22 protein-coding genes are annotated in these 18,287 nt (G+C 39.0%); 10 read left to right on the forward strand and 12 right to left on the reverse strand.

What is annotated here, in order from left to right:
- The 4 genes from ACSHZO_RS10325 to ACSHZO_RS10340 form a co-directional block, all read right to left on the reverse strand.
- Positions 1-1,299, reverse strand: coding sequence for an ABC transporter permease (locus ACSHZO_RS10325; RefSeq protein ID WP_298247575.1), 1,299 nt, complete (start codon positions 1,297-1,299; stop codon positions 1-3).
- A complete protein-coding gene (locus tag ACSHZO_RS10330; RefSeq protein ID WP_298247576.1) occupies positions 1,292-2,221 on the reverse strand; it encodes an ABC transporter ATP-binding protein in 930 nt (309 codons plus the stop codon). The genes ACSHZO_RS10325 and ACSHZO_RS10330 overlap by 8 nt, the downstream gene beginning before the upstream one ends.
- A gap of 205 nt (positions 2,222-2,426) precedes the next feature.
- Entirely contained in the window at positions 2,427-3,554 is a 1,128-nt protein-coding gene (gene dnaJ, locus ACSHZO_RS10335) for a molecular chaperone DnaJ (RefSeq protein ID WP_298247577.1), read from the reverse strand.
- A gap of 31 nt (positions 3,555-3,585) precedes the next feature.
- Positions 3,586-4,179 carry a nucleotide exchange factor GrpE gene (locus ACSHZO_RS10340; RefSeq protein WP_298247578.1) on the reverse strand — a complete coding sequence of 198 codons (594 nt, stop codon included), beginning with the start codon at positions 4,177-4,179 and terminating at the stop codon, positions 3,586-3,588.
- Between the two features lie 153 nt (positions 4,180-4,332).
- Here ACSHZO_RS10340 and ACSHZO_RS10345 point away from each other — a divergent pair, with 153 nt between their 5' ends.
- On the forward strand, positions 4,333-5,001 hold the full coding sequence (locus tag ACSHZO_RS10345) for a YceI family protein (RefSeq protein WP_298247579.1): 669 nt from the start codon (positions 4,333-4,335) through the stop codon (positions 4,999-5,001).
- 53 nt (positions 5,002-5,054) lie between these two features.
- Here the strand turns inward: ACSHZO_RS10345 and ACSHZO_RS10350 are convergent, their stop codons facing one another.
- From ACSHZO_RS10350 to ACSHZO_RS10360, 3 genes are all read right to left on the reverse strand, one after another.
- Positions 5,055-5,957: a TIGR01777 family oxidoreductase gene (locus tag ACSHZO_RS10350; protein WP_298247580.1), complete on the reverse strand. Its 903-nt coding sequence runs from the start codon at positions 5,955-5,957 to the stop codon at positions 5,055-5,057.
- A gap of 74 nt (positions 5,958-6,031) precedes the next feature.
- On the reverse strand, positions 6,032-6,706 hold the full coding sequence (gene mnmD, locus ACSHZO_RS10355) for a tRNA (5-methylaminomethyl-2-thiouridine)(34)-methyltransferase MnmD (RefSeq protein ID WP_298247581.1): 675 nt from the start codon (positions 6,704-6,706) through the stop codon (positions 6,032-6,034).
- Position 6,707: 1 nt separating this feature from the next.
- Positions 6,708-7,220, reverse strand: coding sequence for a DUF4920 domain-containing protein (locus ACSHZO_RS10360; RefSeq protein ID WP_298247582.1), 513 nt, complete (start codon positions 7,218-7,220; stop codon positions 6,708-6,710).
- A gap of 117 nt (positions 7,221-7,337) precedes the next feature.
- Here ACSHZO_RS10360 and ACSHZO_RS10365 point away from each other — a divergent pair, with 117 nt between their 5' ends.
- Positions 7,338-8,387, forward strand: a complete 1,050-nt coding sequence (locus ACSHZO_RS10365) for a branched-chain amino acid aminotransferase (protein WP_298247583.1) — start codon at positions 7,338-7,340, stop codon at positions 8,385-8,387.
- A 56-nt stretch (positions 8,388-8,443) separates the two neighbouring features.
- Here ACSHZO_RS10365 and ACSHZO_RS10370 read toward each other — a convergent pair whose 3' ends face one another.
- A complete protein-coding gene (locus tag ACSHZO_RS10370; RefSeq protein ID WP_298247584.1) occupies positions 8,444-8,827 on the reverse strand; it encodes a nucleoside triphosphate pyrophosphohydrolase family protein in 384 nt (127 codons plus the stop codon).
- 45 nt (positions 8,828-8,872) lie between these two features.
- Here ACSHZO_RS10370 and ACSHZO_RS10375 point away from each other — a divergent pair, with 45 nt between their 5' ends.
- The 6 genes from ACSHZO_RS10375 to ACSHZO_RS10400 all read left to right on the forward strand — a co-directional run bounded on the left by ACSHZO_RS10375 (position 8,873) and on the right by ACSHZO_RS10400 (position 13,513).
- Positions 8,873-9,061: a DUF3810 domain-containing protein gene (locus tag ACSHZO_RS10375; RefSeq protein WP_141878476.1), complete on the forward strand. Its 189-nt coding sequence runs from the start codon at positions 8,873-8,875 to the stop codon at positions 9,059-9,061.
- Positions 9,062-9,114: 53 nt separating this feature from the next.
- Complete coding sequence (locus ACSHZO_RS10380; protein WP_298247585.1) at positions 9,115-10,170, forward strand: SRPBCC family protein; 1,056 nt, start codon at positions 9,115-9,117, stop codon at positions 10,168-10,170.
- Positions 10,163-10,534 carry a fluoride efflux transporter CrcB gene (gene crcB / locus ACSHZO_RS10385; RefSeq protein WP_366878163.1) on the forward strand — a complete coding sequence of 124 codons (372 nt, stop codon included), beginning with the start codon at positions 10,163-10,165 and terminating at the stop codon, positions 10,532-10,534. The genes ACSHZO_RS10380 and crcB overlap by 8 nt, the downstream gene beginning before the upstream one ends.
- 164 nt (positions 10,535-10,698) lie before the next feature.
- A complete protein-coding gene (locus ACSHZO_RS10390; RefSeq protein WP_298247586.1) occupies positions 10,699-11,037 on the forward strand; it encodes a P-II family nitrogen regulator in 339 nt (112 codons plus the stop codon).
- A gap of 27 nt (positions 11,038-11,064) precedes the next feature.
- Positions 11,065-12,291: an ammonium transporter gene (locus ACSHZO_RS10395; RefSeq protein WP_298247587.1), complete on the forward strand. Its 1,227-nt coding sequence runs from the start codon at positions 11,065-11,067 to the stop codon at positions 12,289-12,291.
- A 121-nt stretch (positions 12,292-12,412) separates the two neighbouring features.
- Positions 12,413-13,513, forward strand: a complete 1,101-nt coding sequence (locus ACSHZO_RS10400) for a porin (RefSeq protein ID WP_298247588.1) — start codon at positions 12,413-12,415, stop codon at positions 13,511-13,513.
- Here the strand turns inward: ACSHZO_RS10400 and ACSHZO_RS10405 are convergent.
- Positions 13,510-14,124, reverse strand: coding sequence for a DUF1684 domain-containing protein (locus ACSHZO_RS10405; protein WP_298247589.1), 615 nt, complete (start codon positions 14,122-14,124; stop codon positions 13,510-13,512). The genes ACSHZO_RS10400 and ACSHZO_RS10405 overlap by 4 nt on opposite strands.
- Before the next feature lie 73 nt (positions 14,125-14,197).
- Here ACSHZO_RS10405 and ACSHZO_RS10410 point away from each other — a divergent pair, with 73 nt between their 5' ends.
- Positions 14,198-15,403 (forward strand): MDR family MFS transporter, encoded by a 1,206-nt coding sequence (locus tag ACSHZO_RS10410; protein ID WP_298247590.1) that lies wholly within the window; start codon positions 14,198-14,200, stop codon positions 15,401-15,403.
- Here ACSHZO_RS10410 and ACSHZO_RS10415 read toward each other — a convergent pair.
- The 3 genes from ACSHZO_RS10415 to ACSHZO_RS10425 form a co-directional block, all read right to left on the reverse strand.
- Complete coding sequence (locus tag ACSHZO_RS10415) at positions 15,400-16,800, reverse strand: hypothetical protein (RefSeq protein ID WP_298247591.1); 1,401 nt, start codon at positions 16,798-16,800, stop codon at positions 15,400-15,402. The genes ACSHZO_RS10410 and ACSHZO_RS10415 overlap by 4 nt on opposite strands.
- 103 nt (positions 16,801-16,903) lie before the next feature.
- On the reverse strand, positions 16,904-17,104 hold the full coding sequence (locus ACSHZO_RS10420; RefSeq protein ID WP_298247592.1) for a DUF1328 domain-containing protein: 201 nt from the start codon (positions 17,102-17,104) through the stop codon (positions 16,904-16,906).
- Between the two features lie 193 nt (positions 17,105-17,297).
- On the reverse strand, positions 17,298-17,735 hold the full coding sequence (locus tag ACSHZO_RS10425; RefSeq protein ID WP_295181234.1) for an Lrp/AsnC family transcriptional regulator: 438 nt from the start codon (positions 17,733-17,735) through the stop codon (positions 17,298-17,300).
- A gap of 117 nt (positions 17,736-17,852) precedes the next feature.
- Between ACSHZO_RS10425 and ACSHZO_RS10430 the strand changes: the two genes are divergently transcribed.
- Entirely contained in the window at positions 17,853-18,251 is a 399-nt protein-coding gene (locus ACSHZO_RS10430) for a hypothetical protein (RefSeq protein WP_295181236.1), read from the forward strand.
- Positions 18,252-18,287 lie beyond the last annotated feature (36 nt).

The raw sequence follows: 18,287 nt of genomic DNA on the forward strand, positions 1-18,287 counted from the left end.
CTAATACTTAAGCCACTTATACAATTCTTTATAGCTTGGTTTTTTCCCGTACATCAATATTCCCACACGGTAAATTTTTGCCGATAACCAAAGTACTGCGAAATTGGTTCCAATTAAAATAATGATGGAAATTAAGATTTCGTACCATGGCACACCAAAAGGAATACGCATGAGCATAACAATAGGTGATGTAAATGGTATAAATGAAAATATGGTCGATACGGTCCCATGCGGATTTTCCACTACGGAAAAGAAACCTACATAGATCCCTAAAATTAGAGGAAGTATAACCGGGAACATAAATTGTTGCGTATCGGTTTCACTATCTACCGCGGCTCCAATCGCTGCATAAACCGAACTGTACAGAAAGTATCCGCCAATAAAGTAGATCACAAAGAAACTAAGCAGGCTGGCATACGGCAACTTCAAAATATCGATCACAAGCTGATTGATCTTTGGATTCCCGGCATTTTCCATCGCCATAGTTGCCGGCGTCTGTGCTGCCATAGGATCGATTCCTAAGAAAGTAGACAATCCTAATAATAGTACACTTCCCAGAATTACCCAAACTACGAATTGTGTTAGTCCCGCAAGACTGGTTCCCAGAACTTTCCCTAATAATAACTGGAAGGGCTTCACTGAAGAAACTATGATTTCTATGATCCTGTTGGTTTTCTCCTCGATCACACTTCGCATGACCATATTCCCATAGATTATGATGAACATCATAAGCAGGTAACCGGCTGCACCACCAAAGAACATCTTGATATAATTAGACATTTTCGAGCTTTTCTCTCCCGAGAAATTCTGAATGTCCACGCTAACATCTGCTCTCGCTTTATCTATTTCTGAAACATCTATTCCTTTATCAATTAGTTGTTTACGGGTTAATTTATCTGATATGGTTTTCTCGATATTCTCTATAGTTCCAAAACCCGGTGTCTCTTTTCCGAAGAATTCGATCGTATCTGGTTTGCCGCTAATAGAATTGAGAGGAGAGATATGGATGAGTCCGAAATATTCATTTTCCAGAACCTGAGTCCTGGCAAGTTGAAGATCTTTTTCTGAAAGATCCAGATACTGTACCTGTTCTCCATCTTTAAATTCTTCAGCAAAAATTCCGGTGTCATCATGAATTCCAATGATCTTTTGATCGGTACTATTAAGCATACTCAAATAAGCGATCAACATGATCATTCCCACAAAGATGAGCGGACTCAAAAATGTCATCACGATAAAGGTCTTGTTGCGTACCCGGGCAAGATATTCCCTGCTAATGATCAACTTTAAATTACGCATTCTGAGTCACAGTTTTAATGAAAATATCGTTTACTGAAGGAATCACCTCCACAAAATGGTTCACCTTCGCCCGGCTGAGTAAATATCTAAGCAACTCATTAGAATCATCCTTTTCACCAACCTTGATGGTTAGTTTAAGATCATCCTGAATACTCTTGTACTTAGCGGGCCCAACATCAAATTTTGACTGCAGGTCTGCATACAAAGCATTTTTATCTGCCGTTTCCAGACCTATTTCAAAAGTGTTTGAAGTATATGCTTTTTTGATCTCGTTGATTGGGCCATCCAGTAATTTATTCGACTTGTGGATTAGTGCTATATAATCGCAAAGCTCTTCCACACTTTCCATACGGTGAGTAGAGAATAGAATAGTAGCTCCTTCTTCTCTCAATTGCAGTATTTCGTCTTTAATAAGATTCGCGTTCACAGGATCGAATCCGCTAAAGGGTTCGTCAAAAATCAGAAGTTTTGGGCGGTGTAAAACAGTGATCACAAATTGTACTTTCTGAGCCATTCCCTTAGACAGTTCCTGGATCTTTTTATCCCACCATTCTTCTATCTCCAGTTTCTCGAACCAGTATTTAAGCCTTTCTTTAGCTTCCGCTTTACTCAATCCTTTTAATCTCGCCAGATATAGTGCCTGTTCTCCAACTTTCATGGACTTGTAGAGCCCTCTTTCTTCCGGCAAATAACCAATGTGAGCGATATCATCTGGATGTAATGGTTTGCCATCAAGATATACCTTGCCTTCATCTGGCATGGTGATCTGGTTGATTATCCTGAGAAAGGTAGTTTTTCCTGCACCATTAGGACCTAAGAGTCCAAAAATACTTCCGCGCGGGATACTTAGAGAAACATCGTTGAGAGCGGTAAATTTTCCGAAGCGCTTGTAGACATTCTCGGCAACCAAAAGATTATCCATAGAGTTCTTTATAATATGTTAAAGATATAGAAATAGCAACAGAGAAAAAGTCGATTAAGAAGATTTTATTATTCAAAAAGTCCTTAAAAACAAAACCCACCCTTAATAAATTAAGGATGGGAAAAAAATTGCTATGAAAAAGAAAAATTATCGCTAAAAGACTTAGCGATAATCAAATATATAAAAATTTTCTTAAAATTGGATTTTATGAAAACATATCTTTCACTTTTTCAAAAAATGATTTGTCGCTTTTTTCTGGATTCGGCTGAAAGTTCTCGTCATTAGCCATTCTCTCGAAAAACTCTTTTTGTTCTTTATTTAAAGTTTTAGGGGTCCATACATTTACATGAACCAACAAATCTCCTTTTCCGTAGCCATTGATACTACTAATACCTTTACCGCGAAGACGTAAAATCTTTCCTGACTGTACCCCTTCTTCAATCTTGATACGCACTTTTCCAGTTACCGTATCGATCTCTTTGGAAGTACCAAGAGCTGCTTCAGAATAACTTATATAAAGATCATAATGAAGATTATCACCTTCTCGTTGTAAGCTAGGGTGTTCTTTCTCTTCGATCGCAACTAGTAGATCCCCGGGAATTCCATTACCAGGTGCATCGTTCCCTTTTGAGGAAACCTTTAACTGCATTCCATCTTCAACTCCTGCTGGAATTTTTATAGAAACCATTTCTTCCTTCATAATAAGACCCTGAGCATCTGCACCATCAGGCTTCTTGTCAATGATCTGTCCTGACCCACCACATGTAGTACATGGAGAAGCAGTTTGCATTCTACCAAGTATGGTATTAGTTACTCTGGTTACCTGACCTGACCCGTTACAGGTAGTACAGGTTTTATAAGTAGTTCCTGAAGCCTGAACTTTACGCTTTACTTTGATCTTCTTTTCACAGCCGTTGGCAATTTCTTCAAGGTTAAGGCTCACGCGTATTCTAAGGTTACTCCCTTTTGCACGTCGCTGACCTCCACCAAAGCCACCTCCAAAACCGGAGAAACCGCCGCCGCCGCCAAAGCCACCGCCAAAGATATCACCAAACTGGCTGAATATGTCATCCATATTCATACCTCCGCCGCCACCGCCGAATCCGCCGCCATCGAAAGCCTGATGACCAAAACGATCATATTTAGCACGTTTTTCCTGATTTCCTAATACCTCATAAGCTTCAGCAGATTTTTTAAACATGTCTTCTGCTGTGGAGTCACCAGGATTCTTATCCGGGTGATACTTTAAAGCCATTTTTCTATATGCTTTCTTTATCTCTGCTGCTGAAGCGTCTTTACTTACGCCTAATATTTCGTAATAATCTTCTTTCATACTGTGTTTTTACAATTCTGTAAAAGCGTTTTTATTTACCTGTAACCACTTTTGGATACCTGATAATTCGTTCTCCAAGCTTGTATCCTGGCTCAACCACATCTACGATCTTACCTTTAAGATCTTCTGTTGGCGCCGGAATTTGCGTAATAGCTTCATGAATTTCAGAATCGAAATCACTCCCCTGCTCTACGTCCATTCTTTCCAGACCTTTAGCTTTTAGAGTTTCGCGAAGCTTGTTGTGAATCAACTCAACTCCTTTGAGAAGGTTCTCATCACCAGACTTATTGATCTCGTTCATAGCCCTGTCAAAATCGTCCATAACTGGCAGCATGGCTGTCATTACTTCCTGGTTGGCAGTTTTGAACAATTCAAGACGTTCCTTGGAAGTTCTACGCTTATAATTTTCAAATTCTGCAAAAAGTCTCAGGAATTTATCCTTTTCCTTTTGAAGGTCTTCTATCATGCGCTCTTCTTCGGTAAGTTCGTTATCGCTTACTGTATCTTCTGCTTCGGTATCATCACCGGTCTGGTCTACCTCATTTATTGCTTCATCCATCGCGTCCTCAACCTGGTCTTTCACTCTTTTATCTTCGTCTTTGATGTTATCTTCTTTTCGGCTCATTTTATAAAAAATTTACTTTCTGCTGCAATTGGGTCAAAATCATTGCCAATTAAGCTGAAATGTCAAAATGTCACAGAAATTATTTAATAAAACTTTAAGAAGCCCGGTTTGATATTCCATTTACTTTTGCGCGGAATATAAAACACTTTAACAATGAAAAAATTATTACTGAATGCATTTGTAGTAGCTAGTCTTGGACTTGGTTTTACAGCATGTAAAAATAACAATAACGAAGCTGAAACTGCTGATGCTAAAGATGCGGCAACTGCTGAAGCTGAAGCAATGGAATACAAGGTAGATACTACTGCTTCAACTATCGAATGGCAGGGTTCTAAGCCAACTGGAAATCACACAGGAACTATTGCTGTGAAAGAAGGTACATTTATGGCTACAGACTCTACGATCCAGAGTGGAACTTTCGTGATTGACATGCAATCTATCGAAGTTACAGATCTTGAAGGTGAAGAAAAGTCCAATCTTGAGGCTCACCTTATGGGAACTGTAGAAGGAAAAGAAGGAGACTTCTTTAATGTTCAGGAATATCCTGAAGCTACTTTTGAAGTAACTGGAATCACTGAAGAAGAAGGTACTACAATGCTACAGGGAAATCTTACAATGAAAGAGGTTACTAAGAACATTAGTTTTCCTGTAACTATTAGCAAGAATAATGATACTTACACTATCAGCAGTAAAGATTTTAGCATTGATCGTACAAAATGGAACGTAAACTATGGTTCTAAATCTGTATTCGAAGGTCTTGGGGACCAATTCATCAACGATGAAATTCAGTTAACGATCAACCTTGAAGCTAAGAAAGCTTAATTATAAAGTTCGAATCATAAAAAAAAGGCTGCCATCTGGCAGCCTTTTTTGTTTTAAACAAGATCTTCCAAAGCTTTGGAAAGATTGGAATATTTAAATTTGTATCCATGTTCTTCGATCTTCTTACAACTTACCAGCTGACTGGAAAGTACGATCTGCGACATTTCGCCTAGCATGGTTTTAAGTACGAATTTGGGAACATTTGGAAGCCATAACGGTTTATTTAGCTGATCTGCCAATTGCCTGGTCATTTCTTTATTGGTTACCGGGTTTGGCGCAACCGCATTGTAAACTCCTGTAAGCTCTCTTTCTGTAGCATGAAGAAAAATGCCCGCGAGGTCATCAAGGTGTATCCAACTTTGCCATTGTTTACCACTTCCCAAAGGGGCACCAACATTCATCTCTATAGGTTTCCTGACTTTCTCAAGCATTCCGCCTTTTTCAGAAAGGACCAAGCCAACACGAATTTTTGCGACATCTATTCCTAGGTTACTAAACCTGTCTGCCGCTGCTTCCCATTTCTTTACTACAGTTCCTACGAAATTATCTGCAAGCACTTCGTCGTCCTCAAAGTATAATTTTTCCAGGGAGTCCGGATATTTGCCAATAGCGCTGGCAGATATAAAATTTTCCACCTGGTGTTCGTTGTTCTTTAAGGTATCATAAAGCAATGCCGCAGTTTCGGTCCTGCTCTTTATGATCGTTTCTTTATATTCTGAAGTCCATTTTTCAGCTATACTGGCACCTGCAAGATGGATGATCGTGGTAACACCATCAAAGCATTCTTTTTCTATTTCTTCAGATTTCGGATTCCAGTAAAAACCTTTGTAATCTTCCCTTTTCTCGATCTTCGATTTACTGGTGGTTAGATAATGTACTATCATGCCACTCTCTCTGCATTGATCACTCAACCTGGAACCAATCATTCCAGTAGCTCCTGTAATAAGTACTTTCATCTCTTTTTTTGAAGAAATATACAACAGACTAAAGGCAGGTGTAGCAAAATTCTACAGGTTTAACGAGAATGCAGTTATAGTTTAACAGCTCTTAACATTTCTCGCTTCCCCGGAGGTCCCGGTAATTTCTCTACCTGAAAACCAGCGGAAATCATGGCTCTCCGAACACTCCCTTTCGCAGCGTAGGTTACAAGAACACCATGAAACCTTAAAGCTTTATACATCGCAATAAAAATATCCTCTCCCCACAACTCGGGTTGAACTCTCGCGCCAAAAGCGTCAAAATACACCAGGTCAAACTGGCTGGTCAAATCGATCTCCTGAAATGTCAGTTTATTCTTCAGTAAAGAAAATTTTTCGGTGATTGGAGCTGAAATTTCCCAGTGAACGGAATGTAATTTTTCGAATAGGACTTCAGCTGTAGCAGCATCGGCCGCCTCTGGATAGTTAAGCAGTTTAATTTCAGATGGAACTACAGGATATGCTTCTACTCCTGTATATTTTATCTCAATATCATTACTATTGGATTCTAAAAGAGTTAGAAAAGCATTGAGACCGGTACCAAAACCAATTTCAAGAATTTCCAGTGGTCTCTTTGAATTTGATTCCAACCAGTGATGCAAACCCATTTTGAGAAACACGTGCCTGGCTTCCTGAATAGCACCATGTTTGGAGTGGTATTGTTCATCCCATTCAGGTAAATGTATGGTCACAGAACCATCGCTGGTTTTAATAATTTTTCTTTCCAAATTATTTCTTCAAAAGAACTCCATCTGCCAGGAATCCAAAGGATTGTTCAGGTTCTGTTATCGCGGCGATTTCTTCTTCAGATTTTCCTGCATCTTTAGCGTAATGCTTTTGATCTTCTACGCTGGTGACTTCAGCGAAAGCTTTCCCATTCACTACTACCTCTTTTCCTTCTATATCCTTCGGAACAAAAAATCCGTAGTCCTTAAATTTCACCATGGGATCCTGATCGGTTTCGGGAAGATCCAATACCATCCAGCAACCTTTTTCCTTACAAACACTCATCACCCTGGTGCTGAAGCTAACGTTAATAGTATCACCTGTTTCCAGTGCTCTATATTTTTCAAGCATTTCCGAAGCATTCAAAGCCGCATCACCAGAAAATTTCTTTCCGAAACTCTCATAAGATTCCTGAACTTCCTGTACTTCAGCAAGGTCATTGTTCGTTGATTTTTCAGCTTCCTTGCAACTAACCAGACTCAAGGCGATGGCTGCGATTACTAATGTTATTCTCATGATTCTCAGATATTATAGGGTGTTCTGCGCCAAATTTACCAAAACTTTAGATTTTGATTCTACTTTTAATTAGGTAAATTTGCGCAACAAGACTGAACAACCACAAAATACCAACTAATGATAGAGATACAAAAGACTACCGAATCTAAAATAGACAAGACTAATTTTGATAATCTAGCTTTCGGACAGGTTTTCTCAGATCATATGATGGAATGTGATTATAAGGATGGTGCGTGGCAAAAACCTATCATCAGACCTTATGGACCTTTATCTTTAGAACCTTCCGCGCGTGTGTTTCATTATGGACAGGCTGTATTTGAGGGAATGAAAGCTTACAAGGATAAAGATGATCGTATCTGGCTTTTCAGACCAGAGCAAAATTTTGAGAGGATCAATAAATCCAGTGCGCGAATGGCAATTCCAGAGTTTCCGAAGGAATATTTCTTTGAGGCGCTGGAAGAATTACTAAAGTTAGATAAAGCCTGGATCAAGAAAGGTTTTGGAAACAGTTTGTATCTAAGACCGTTCGTGATCGCTACGGAATCAGGTGTTTCAGCTTCCGCAGCAAAGGAATATAAATTTATGATCATTTGTTCTCCGGCACAGGCTTATTACAGTGGAGAAGTGAGAGTGAAGTTTTCAGAAAAATATAGCAGAGCTGCAGATGGTGGAGTTGGATTCGCGAAGGCAGCAGGTAATTACGGAGCACAGTTTTACCCTACCAATCTTGCAAAGGAAGAAGGTTTCCAGCAGATCATCTGGACCGATGCCAATTCCCATGAATATCTTGAAGAGGCTGGTACAATGAATATTTTCTTTAGAATAGGAAACAAACTGGTAACTGCACCAACAAACGACCGGATTCTTGATGGGGTGACCAGAAAGAGTGTTCTAAAACTTGCGGAAGAAAACAATATTGAAGTAGAAGTACGCAGAGTTAGCGTTCAGGAGATCGTGGAAGCTGCCAGAAAAGGAGAATTAAAAGAAATGTTTGGATCTGGAACTGCAACTGTGATCAATCCTATTGCTGGCTTCGGCTATAAAGAAGATAAGTTCGAATTACCAAATATGGATGATTCTTATGCGAGTTTTTTCAAGGATACACTTATGAAAATTCAGTATAATGAAACTGAAGATCTGTACAACTGGACTTACGAGGTGAAATAAAATCCCTCTAAACAGCAATGATATACGATCCCGGAAGTTCTCTTTCGGGATTTTTATTATTCCAGGATTTTGCCTATTTCAGGTTTAAAATAATTATTCCCTTTCAGGACCTTTCCATCCTCTCTATAAACTGGCTCACCATTTTCATCCAGTTTGCTCATGTTACTTCGCTGTATCTCTTCAAAAATTTCTTCGATCTTATGCTGCATGCCGTGTTCGAGAATTGTACCGCATAATATATAAAGCATATCCCCTAAAGCATCTGCTACCTCAACAAGATCTCCGCTATTAGCAGCCTCCAGATACTCCTCGTTCTCTTCTTTCATTAGAATATAACGCAAGCGGTTCTTTTTCTTTCCAAGATTGGCCTCTGGCTTCTGTTTGATGCCAAGACCAAATGCAGAATGAAACTCTTCCACAGCAGCAATAGCTTTCTTCATGATTAGAATGTTTAAAAAGTTTAACTTTGCTGAAAAATTAACTAAATGTTTTCTACCGGACAACTTATATTCGCTGCCTTTTTCGTGGTAGCATTTATCATCGTTATGATCATTAGTTACCGAAAGGATCTGAAACTACATAAAAAATACTACAAAGGAAGTTTGATGGTGCTGCTAGCATTTATAGCTTTTATTGTGATTTTATTTATAATCAAGACGCAGCTGAATCATTGATTCTTACAACCACTTCAAAATAATTATATTAGTTCTCAATAATCCCAGTCATCATGAAAATTCTTAAATACCTGTTTTTCCTTTTATTGATCATATTCATTGGAGCGTCCATTTATATCGCCACCAAAGATGGAAGTTACCAGGTACAGGAACAGCGCATGATCGCAGCTCCCCAGGAAGTTCTTTATGATGAGGTAAATGACCTTACTACCTGGAAAGAATGGGAACCATGGTCTAATGGTGCTGAAGACATGATCATTAATTACGGTGATAAGACCATTGGTGAGGGTGCGAACTACGAATGGAGTAGCGAAGAAATGGGTGATGGTTCGCTGGTGACCACGAAGGCCAATCCGCATGGTAGCATTGAGCAACAGGTTACCTTCAAGACAACTTTTGGAGAAAGCACCAGTGATATCTCCTGGTCTTTTGAAAAACAAAATGACAGCATCCTAACTACCTGGACTTTAAAAGGTGATCAAACTTTTCTTGAAAAAGCAGCTTTTTTGTTTGAAAATGAAAGTATGACTCAGCGATTACAGCCGGTATTCAAACAGGGATTGGATAATCTTGAAGAACAGATAAGAAAGGAGATCGAAAGTTATTCGATCAATGTGGACGGAGTGACGCAACACGGTGGAGGTTATTATCTTTATATCACTACTGCGAGCCGACTTTCACAAATTGCGGGCAAAATGCAAGATATGACGAATGACGTGAGCAACTTCATGAATTCTAATAATATTGAAATGACTGGCAAACCTTTTATTCTCTTCAATGAAAGAAATGAAGATAGAGGAACCGCCATTTATTCGGCAGCCTATTTTACTCCAAGTGAAGTAATTACACCTCAGGATAGCCAGGTACTGAACGGTTTTATGCCGAACCAAAAAACATTAAAAACCACTTTAAAAGGTGATTATGAATATTTACAGGAAGCCTGGGATGCGGCTTACCAGTATATTCAGGAGAACGACCTGGTAATTATGGAAGATGCAGAATTCTTCCAGGTGCATGTTACTGGTCCAAAGGACAATGCCAATCCAGCGGAATGGATCACTCATTTGTACATTCCACTTGGAGAAAAAGAAACAGCATTAGATGATTAAAAACCTGCTACTCGTTTTTCTTGGAGGCGGTTTAGGATCCAGTCTGCGATATTTGCTGAACAAGTATTTAAATGACGGCGGTGTTATTCCCCAGGGAACTTTAGTAGTGAATGTTCTGGGTAGCTTTTTGTTAGGGCTTGCCCTTGGATGGTTTATTAAACAGGATATGCTCAATCATCCATTATACTTTCTTTTAGCCATTGGTTTTTGTGGTGGCTTCACCACCTTCAGTACCTTTTCATTCGAAAATTTCAATATGATAAAATCTGGTGATTATATTTCATTTTCTATATATTTCCTTGGTAGTATCATCCTAGGAATTATCGCCATATTCCTCGGAATTATCCTTTCCAGACTTTTTTGATCTATTCTCAGATACATATATTTCGATTTTAAACATTTTACTTAAACACCCCTAAATTTATAGGGGTGTTTTTTATTTATATCGTAAAAGTTGACAGAAGACCTATATTTTTACAGGGTCTGTTGAAGTTTTTAATAACTTTAAACCTCTCTTAATCAACATTTATGAAAAAAATTGAAGCAATTATTCGCAAGTCTGAGTTTGACAAGACCAAAGCAGCCCTGCACTCAATTGGAGTTACGTTTTTTAGCTACTGGGATGTAACCGGAGTTGGTAATGAAAAGGTAGGTCATGTTTATCGTGGTGTATCCTACAGCACCGCAGATATTCAACGAAGATACCTGTCTATCGTGGTCACAGATAGTTTCATGGATAAAACCATAGAAACTTTAATGGAAGCTGCATATACCGGCAGTGTTGGAGATGGAAAGATCTTTATATCCACAATAGATGAAGCCTACCGAATAAGAACCAAGGAAAAAGGTTCAGAATCACTCAAGTAAAAACTACAATCTCAACAGTAACTTATTATGGAAGGAATATTAACTATCAATAACGTATGGATGATGATCTGTACGGCACTCGTTTTCTTTATGCACATGGGCTTTGCTCTTTTAGAGATAGGTCTTACCCGGCAAAAGAATACGATCAACATATTATTTAAAAACCTGTTTATCATCACCGTAGGCCTGTTGCTATATTGCCTACTAGGATTTAATTTGATGTATCCGGGAGAGTTTAATGGATATTTTGGTTTTGCAGGCTTTGGACTGGATAGTCCTCTTGTCGGTGGAAGTCTCGATCTGGCTTACAGTGAAGGCTATACTTACTGGACAGATTTTTTGTTCCAGGGAATGTTTGCAGCTACAGCAGCAACTATTGTTTCTGGTGCAGTAGCAGAAAGGATCAAACTAAACAGTTTTATGATCTTTGTAATTCTCTATGTGGGAATTGTATATCCAATAGCCGGATCATGGAAATGGGGTGGCGGATTCCTTGACGAAATGGGATTCTACGATTTCGCTGGTTCAACACTTGTTCATTCAGTTGGTGGATGGGCTGCTTTGGTTGCTATTTATCTCTTAGGTGCAAGAATCGGAAAATTCAAAGATGGTAAAATTGGAGTTTTTCCTGGTCATTCCATGCCTTTTGCCACTGCAGGAGTTTTGATCTTATGGTTAGGATGGTTTGGATTTAATGGAGGTTCAGTACTTTCTGCAGATCCAGAACTAACTTCATTAACCCTGGTAACAACCTGTCTTGCAGCAGCAGCAGGTGGAGTAGCATCCTTTATATTCTCCAGCATTCTTTATAAGAACTACGATATCACTATGTTTCTAAACGGTATTCTGGGTGGACTGGTAGGAATCACCGCCGGTGCAGACCAGATGTCCCCAACAGATGCAATTCTTATTGGTGCGATCGCAGGTGTAATTATCGTAATGGGAGTTGCGTTTATTGACAAACTGAAACTGGATGATCCTGTGGGTGCCGTAGCCGTTCATTTGATCTGCGGAATATGGGGAACTCTTGCTGTTGGTATCTTCGGAAATATGGCGGGAATCGATCAATTCATTACTCAGCTTATTGGTGTTGGGGCTTATGCCGCTTTCTGTATCGTGACCTCATTTATCATATTCTATATTCTGAAGGTTACTCTTGGACTAAGAGTTTCAGCAAAAGAAGAAACTGAAGGCCTGGACATTCATGAACATGGAATGGATGCCTATCCAGATTTCGGACTAAATCAAAAATAACAGCTAAAATAGAAACGGAGCGTTCCTCCAAACGCTCCGTTATATAATTGCTAAACTTTAAAATACATTAAGTAATACCGTCGCTAAACGAATACACTAACTATGTTTTAATCTTAAAATTATGCATGCAATTACATTTTCAAAATTAATAAAAATCTTCATTGTACCATGCCTCTTAGTCTTCTCATTTAGCTTGCAGGCGCAGGAAGAGGAAAACGAAGAAACCTCAAAATTCATTATCAGTGGAAGTGTTGATGCTTACTTCAGAACAAATTTTAATGGTCTTAACCAATCTGAAGAAATCGTAGGTGGTGATGCCGTAACTCTGGACCCTGCCGCTCCAGCCACTTCCTTTGCAAACGATCCCGGTTTTGCGATTGGAATGGCCAATGTGATACTGGGCTACGAAAATGATAAAGTCGGCTTTGTGGCAGATCTGGTCTTTGGACCCCGTGGTGAAGATGCTGTATTTCTCTCCCAGGGTTCTGCTCAAATTGTGAATCAGTTATACGCTTATTATAAAGTCAATGATGCTCTTAAATTCACACTTGGGAACTGGAATACCTATTTAGGTTACGAGGTAATTTCTCCGGTCGCGAATTTTAATTATTCTACCTCTTATATGTTCTCCTACGGACCTTTCTCTCACACTGGGATCAAAGCCGACTTTAGCTTTGACGATAACTGGACCGGGATGCTAGCCATCATGAATCCTACAGATTATACTGAATATAACCCCACCGGGAAATATAGTTTTGGAGGACAATTGGGTTATAGTGTAGACGGTGGAAGTGCCTTTCTAAATCTTCTCTACGGTGAGCAATCACTTTCAGATGACAGTCTATTTCAAATAGACCTTACTACAGGTTGGGATCTAACCGACAGTTTTTACCTTGGATTGAATACTACTTACCAAGATACTGACGGCACAGGCTTTTATGGTGCAGCAGTCTATCCGCAACTTTCCCTTACAGATAATTTTGGTCTTGGCTTAAGAGCTGAGTACTTCAAAGAATTGGAAGATGGAGGTGTTGTTTATGGAGCAAACACCAGTATTACTGCTTTCACTCTAACCGGTAGTTTCCAGACCGGCGGACTTATCATTAAACCTGAATTACGTCTTGATAGCGTCTCAGATAATTACCCTGCATTTCTGGATCGGGACCTACAACCAAATAGTGACCTGGCTTCCTTTCTGGTCGCTGCCATTTATGCGTTCTAGTTTTTAGCGAACTTTTTAACACCGGCCGGTATTGCTGTTTCCAGATGATTCTCCTTAGGAGGAATGGGACAGGAATACCGGCCGCTGTATGCGCAATAAGGATTGTATGCCCTATTAAAATCTATAGTTACCTTCTTCTCTTCAGGAATTCTGAAGTCTATATATCTACCTCCATCATAAGTTGAAATTCCGTTAGTTTCATCTGTAAAGGGCAGGAACAAATAATCAAAATATTCAGGATCTGATCTAAGACTTTGGTTTTGATATAGATTCAGCATAAATTCTTTTCCCTTCAGTTCAAAATAAAGCTCTCCATATTTAACATAAGTGGAAGTCCTGGAAGTACTTGTCTGCATTTCAAAAGGAGATTCTGATGGAGTTCGAACAAATTCTGCTTCAACGATGTAGGTAGTATCAATTGTGAAAAATTCCAGCCTATCAAAATTTTCCAGGTCTCCTTTTTCCAGTGGAGATTCTTCGGGATCTCTAAAATCTTCATTCATTTTCACTCGATACTCTTCCGAAGCTTTTACTGCCTCCGGCATCTGAGCCTGTAATAACGAGGATATGGAAAGAATAAGAAGAATAACGAAATTTCTGAATGTAGACATGTGATGTATTTAATTCCCAAAATAACCAATATCTACCAGAAAAATTGAAGTAATTTTGAGGCTTGACAAGTCTATGAAAAAGTTATATGTATCCTATATCGATTCGTTCTCTGGATTGAGAAAAGAAATCTGGCTATTGGCATTGATCACCCTGATCAACAGAGCCGGCACTATGGTGATTCCATTTCTTTCTCTGTATCTCACCAAGAGTCAGGGATTCAGCCTGGAGCAAGTAGGATGGATACTCACATTCTTTGGACTGGGATCTGTAACCGGCTCTTTTCTGGGTGGTAAGCTAACAGATATTTTCGGCCATTACAAAACCATGGCTGGTAGTTTGATTGGTAGTTCCGTATTATTCGTTCTACTTCAGTTCCCTCAGGATTTCTGGACGTTCTGCCTGGGAATTTACCTGGTCATGTCTATAGCAGATATTTTCAGACCTGCAGTATTTGTTGCGATTAGCGCCTATAGTAAACCACAGAATAGAACTAGATCCCTAACATTGATAAGACTGGCGATAAATCTAGGATTTTCCGCAGGACCAGCGCTGGGAGGTTTAATTATAGCTACTGCGGGTTATGATGGTCTATTCTGGGTTGACGGTATCACCTGCCTTTTCGCAGGCGTTCTATTATTAAAACTACTTCACCCTAAGCGTGCTGTGGAAGAACCCGAAGAGGAGATTACCAATACCGCTTCTGCATACCAGGATAAACTGTATTGGGTATTCATAGTAGCGCTAATGCTGTTCGGACTGGTGTTTATCCAGTATTTCTCTACCGTCCCGCTTTACTATTCTGAAGTACATCAGTTGAGCGAACTCAAGATCGGACTCATATTAGGATTGAATGGATTCTTCATATTCCTGTTTGAAATGCCTCTGATCAAATACCTGGAAAACCGAAATTTAGGAACGTTGAATTATGTCATATTTGGTGCCTTTCTAACCGCATTAAGCTTTCTGGTCATAAATCTTACAGGTTGGGTGGAAATTATTATTGTTGGGATGCTTCTGGTTACTATTGGCGAGATGATCGCCTTTCCATTTTCCAACACCTTTGCTCTTATCAGGTCTCAAGGCAAAAAACGGGGTAGTTACATGGCGCTTTACAGTATGGCCTTTTCAGTCAGCCATATTTTTGGACATAACTCTGGAATGCAATTAATCGATAATTTTGGTTACGACTTCACCTGGTATACTATGATGGGTCTCGCCGTTATTTGCATTCTGTTACTTTTGCTTCTGAAGAAGTTTCTGGCTCGGGAAGCAGCTTAGTATTTCGATTTTTTGAGATACTTCTGAATGATCGCATTGTATTCTTCAGAAAATTTTAAATCCAGAGTTCCATCGATGGAATACAATTTTTCATAGTCATCGTAACCGGTCTTCAGAAGATCTTCCAGGTATAAAAGAGCAGTTTCAGCATCCCCATCTAAAGAAGCCAGAGAAATAATTTTGAAATACGCTTCAGGATCTTCCTTGTTGATCGCAGTTCTTAGAACACTTATAAAGATTCTGGCATCGATTCCGGCATTGGATTTCATGATATCATCGAACTGTCGCTTGGAAAGCAAGTCCAGATATCCCTTCAATCTGTAAGCCATATCTACTTTGGCCTTTTCAGAACTATTCTGGAGTTTTTCCAGACCATCCATCTGGTAAGCCCACCAACCAATATTTTGAAAGTTTTGCGTCATCACATCTGAAGTTAACAGGTATTCATACTCCGCCTGTTGTTCACGTTCATAAGAAACTGCCTGTTTGAAATCTCTTTTCTGAGCAGAATAACCTCTGGTACGCTTTACCTCTTTCATTCGATCCTTAACCTTATCCTCGTAACCAAATTCTGCGTACTTTTCTTCCATTCTCTCCAGGTTCTCATACGCAGAATAGTAATTCCTTTTTCGTCTCAGACTTTCTACATAATCAAGTTCCTGCTGGTATAATTTAGAAATGAGCTCTTTATCTGCCTGTCTTGTTCCTTCCTTTACTGCTTGTAACGTAAAACCGGAAACCGCATTATAGATGACTGTACTGGATGGCCAGTCATTCTCCTTACCGTCAAAGTAATAGATCTCTGTTGGGAAATCTCGCTTGTCATAAAACTTAAGATAGCTTTCCATTTCGTAAACCATATAATCCTGACTTCCTCCTATTCCAATAAACATATAGGGTTCCTGATCATTCACGAATTTTGGATTAACGAATGAGTTATTAATGGCCAGGATTCCAGCCATATTCTTATTCATTAATGTGAGCGCTGAGGCGATCTGTGCTCCTTCCGCCATACCAGCAAAATAGATTTGCTCCGGGGCAATTGATAAAGTTCCGGTTACTAAGTTCATCATGGAAACAGAAGTATTTATAACACTATCAAGAGACTTAGATTTTAAATCAAGTTCCAGAGCCGCAATAATATATCCCTGATCTTCCGCAGCAGGTCGGAATAAATTTGCGGTACTGGTCGCCCTTCCCTTTGGATCGAAGATAAATATGACTGGCCATTTTTTATCCTTAGAATATTGGGAAGGAGTGTAAATTACGAAAGTTTCACCTTGAGATCCGGGAATATTGATGCCTTTAGTAACATTGCCCTTGGCAATTCTAACCTCCTGCCCTATGATTAACAAAGGGAGTAAAAGAAAGATGAAACATGGTAGAAGTCTTTTCATAGGTATTGTAATATATTTAAATATAACAATTGCATCACGAATTATTCCATAAAAAAACCCGCAAGCAATAAACTTACGGGTTGGGGTATTTTTGATGTGTTTTTTATCTCCTTTTCACTGGCTGATATTTCATTTTCTGTTTCTCTGGAAAAAATAATTTCGCCATAAGAGAAATCACCAGTAAGTCTGCAAAAATCAGGAACATTATTCTAATAACTTCTATTCCAGAAAATGATAATCCGGTAAATCCTACTAATCCTGTTACTACTGCAAGAACTAAAAATAATAGTGCTTTCTTCCTCATGATACTTTTTACTTGTTTTGTTTGGTACAAATTTAAGTACGAATCTCTTCAGTTTGTCATAACAAAATTACAATTCGAATCTTTTTAACTAAGAACAGGAAATTCTCAAATCAAACTGTTAACAGAAAGAATTGAAAGCCGATATTTTAACAGTTCTTTCTGGCTCGTTTACACCTGTTGAAAGTTTAAAAATTTATCGTGGTAGTATTGGCGCATCATCTACAACCCTGGAAAGGATAATATGGGTTCTGGTTTCCCCATAGGTAATCAACTGATCAATGAGTTTCTCTAGGTGAACCTGATCTTTTAAGATTACCTCCATAATAATATTTTCATTACCCGTTATTCGATAACAATTGAGCACCTCTTTGTAGGTTGAAACTGTTTCTAAAAATGCTTTAAGTCTTCCAGTGAATGCTCGCAATGTAATTACCGCCCTTAGTTGATATCCCGTTTTCTGATGACTAATATTAACCTTATAAGAATTGATCACCCCGGCATCTTCCATTTTTTTCATTCTTTCAGCAACGGCCGGTGAGCTTAGTCCCACTTTTCTACCTATCTCCGAAAACGATGCTCTCGCATCTTTTTGTAATTCCTGCAGGATCGCCCAGTTCAATTTATCCACCATATTTTTTAAAGTATTAGATACCTATAAATTTAAATATTAAATATAATTCCACGGTTCACATTAACTTTTAAATGCGTCTTTGAATAGTCTCTAGTAATTTAGTAGAAAATTTAAACGATGTCATCTTCTTACAATAAGTCCCGACAGCCCAGCGAAGCTTTATATTCTAAGGCCCGGGAGATCATGAAGATATCCAAATCTGTATCAGATTACCTTTTGCCGGATGTATCTGGCTTGAATGATCATGGGTTGGAAGATAAGAGCGTATATTTTACCGGCGATATTATTCGATATTCCGAATCACTATTGCCGAATATTGCGAGAGCTGAAAATGAATTTTTCCAGGAGAGCAGGAAGCATTACGTACATGCCGTAAGTCTGCTTACCGAACGCTTAAGCAAGCATTGCGAACACCTTGAACTTGCCAATAGCAACGGCAAGGATTTCGTACGACTTCTACGGAAAGAAATCCAGAAATTTAGAAAATTACAACGCGTGTGGCGACTAACCTTATAAAGTAGAAAACAAAAAAATCCCGGTTTCCCGGGATTT

This window comes from Christiangramia sp. 3-2217-3z (assembly GCF_051195275.1).
Taxonomy (GTDB): Bacteria; Bacteroidota; Bacteroidia; order Flavobacteriales; family Flavobacteriaceae; genus Christiangramia; species Christiangramia marina.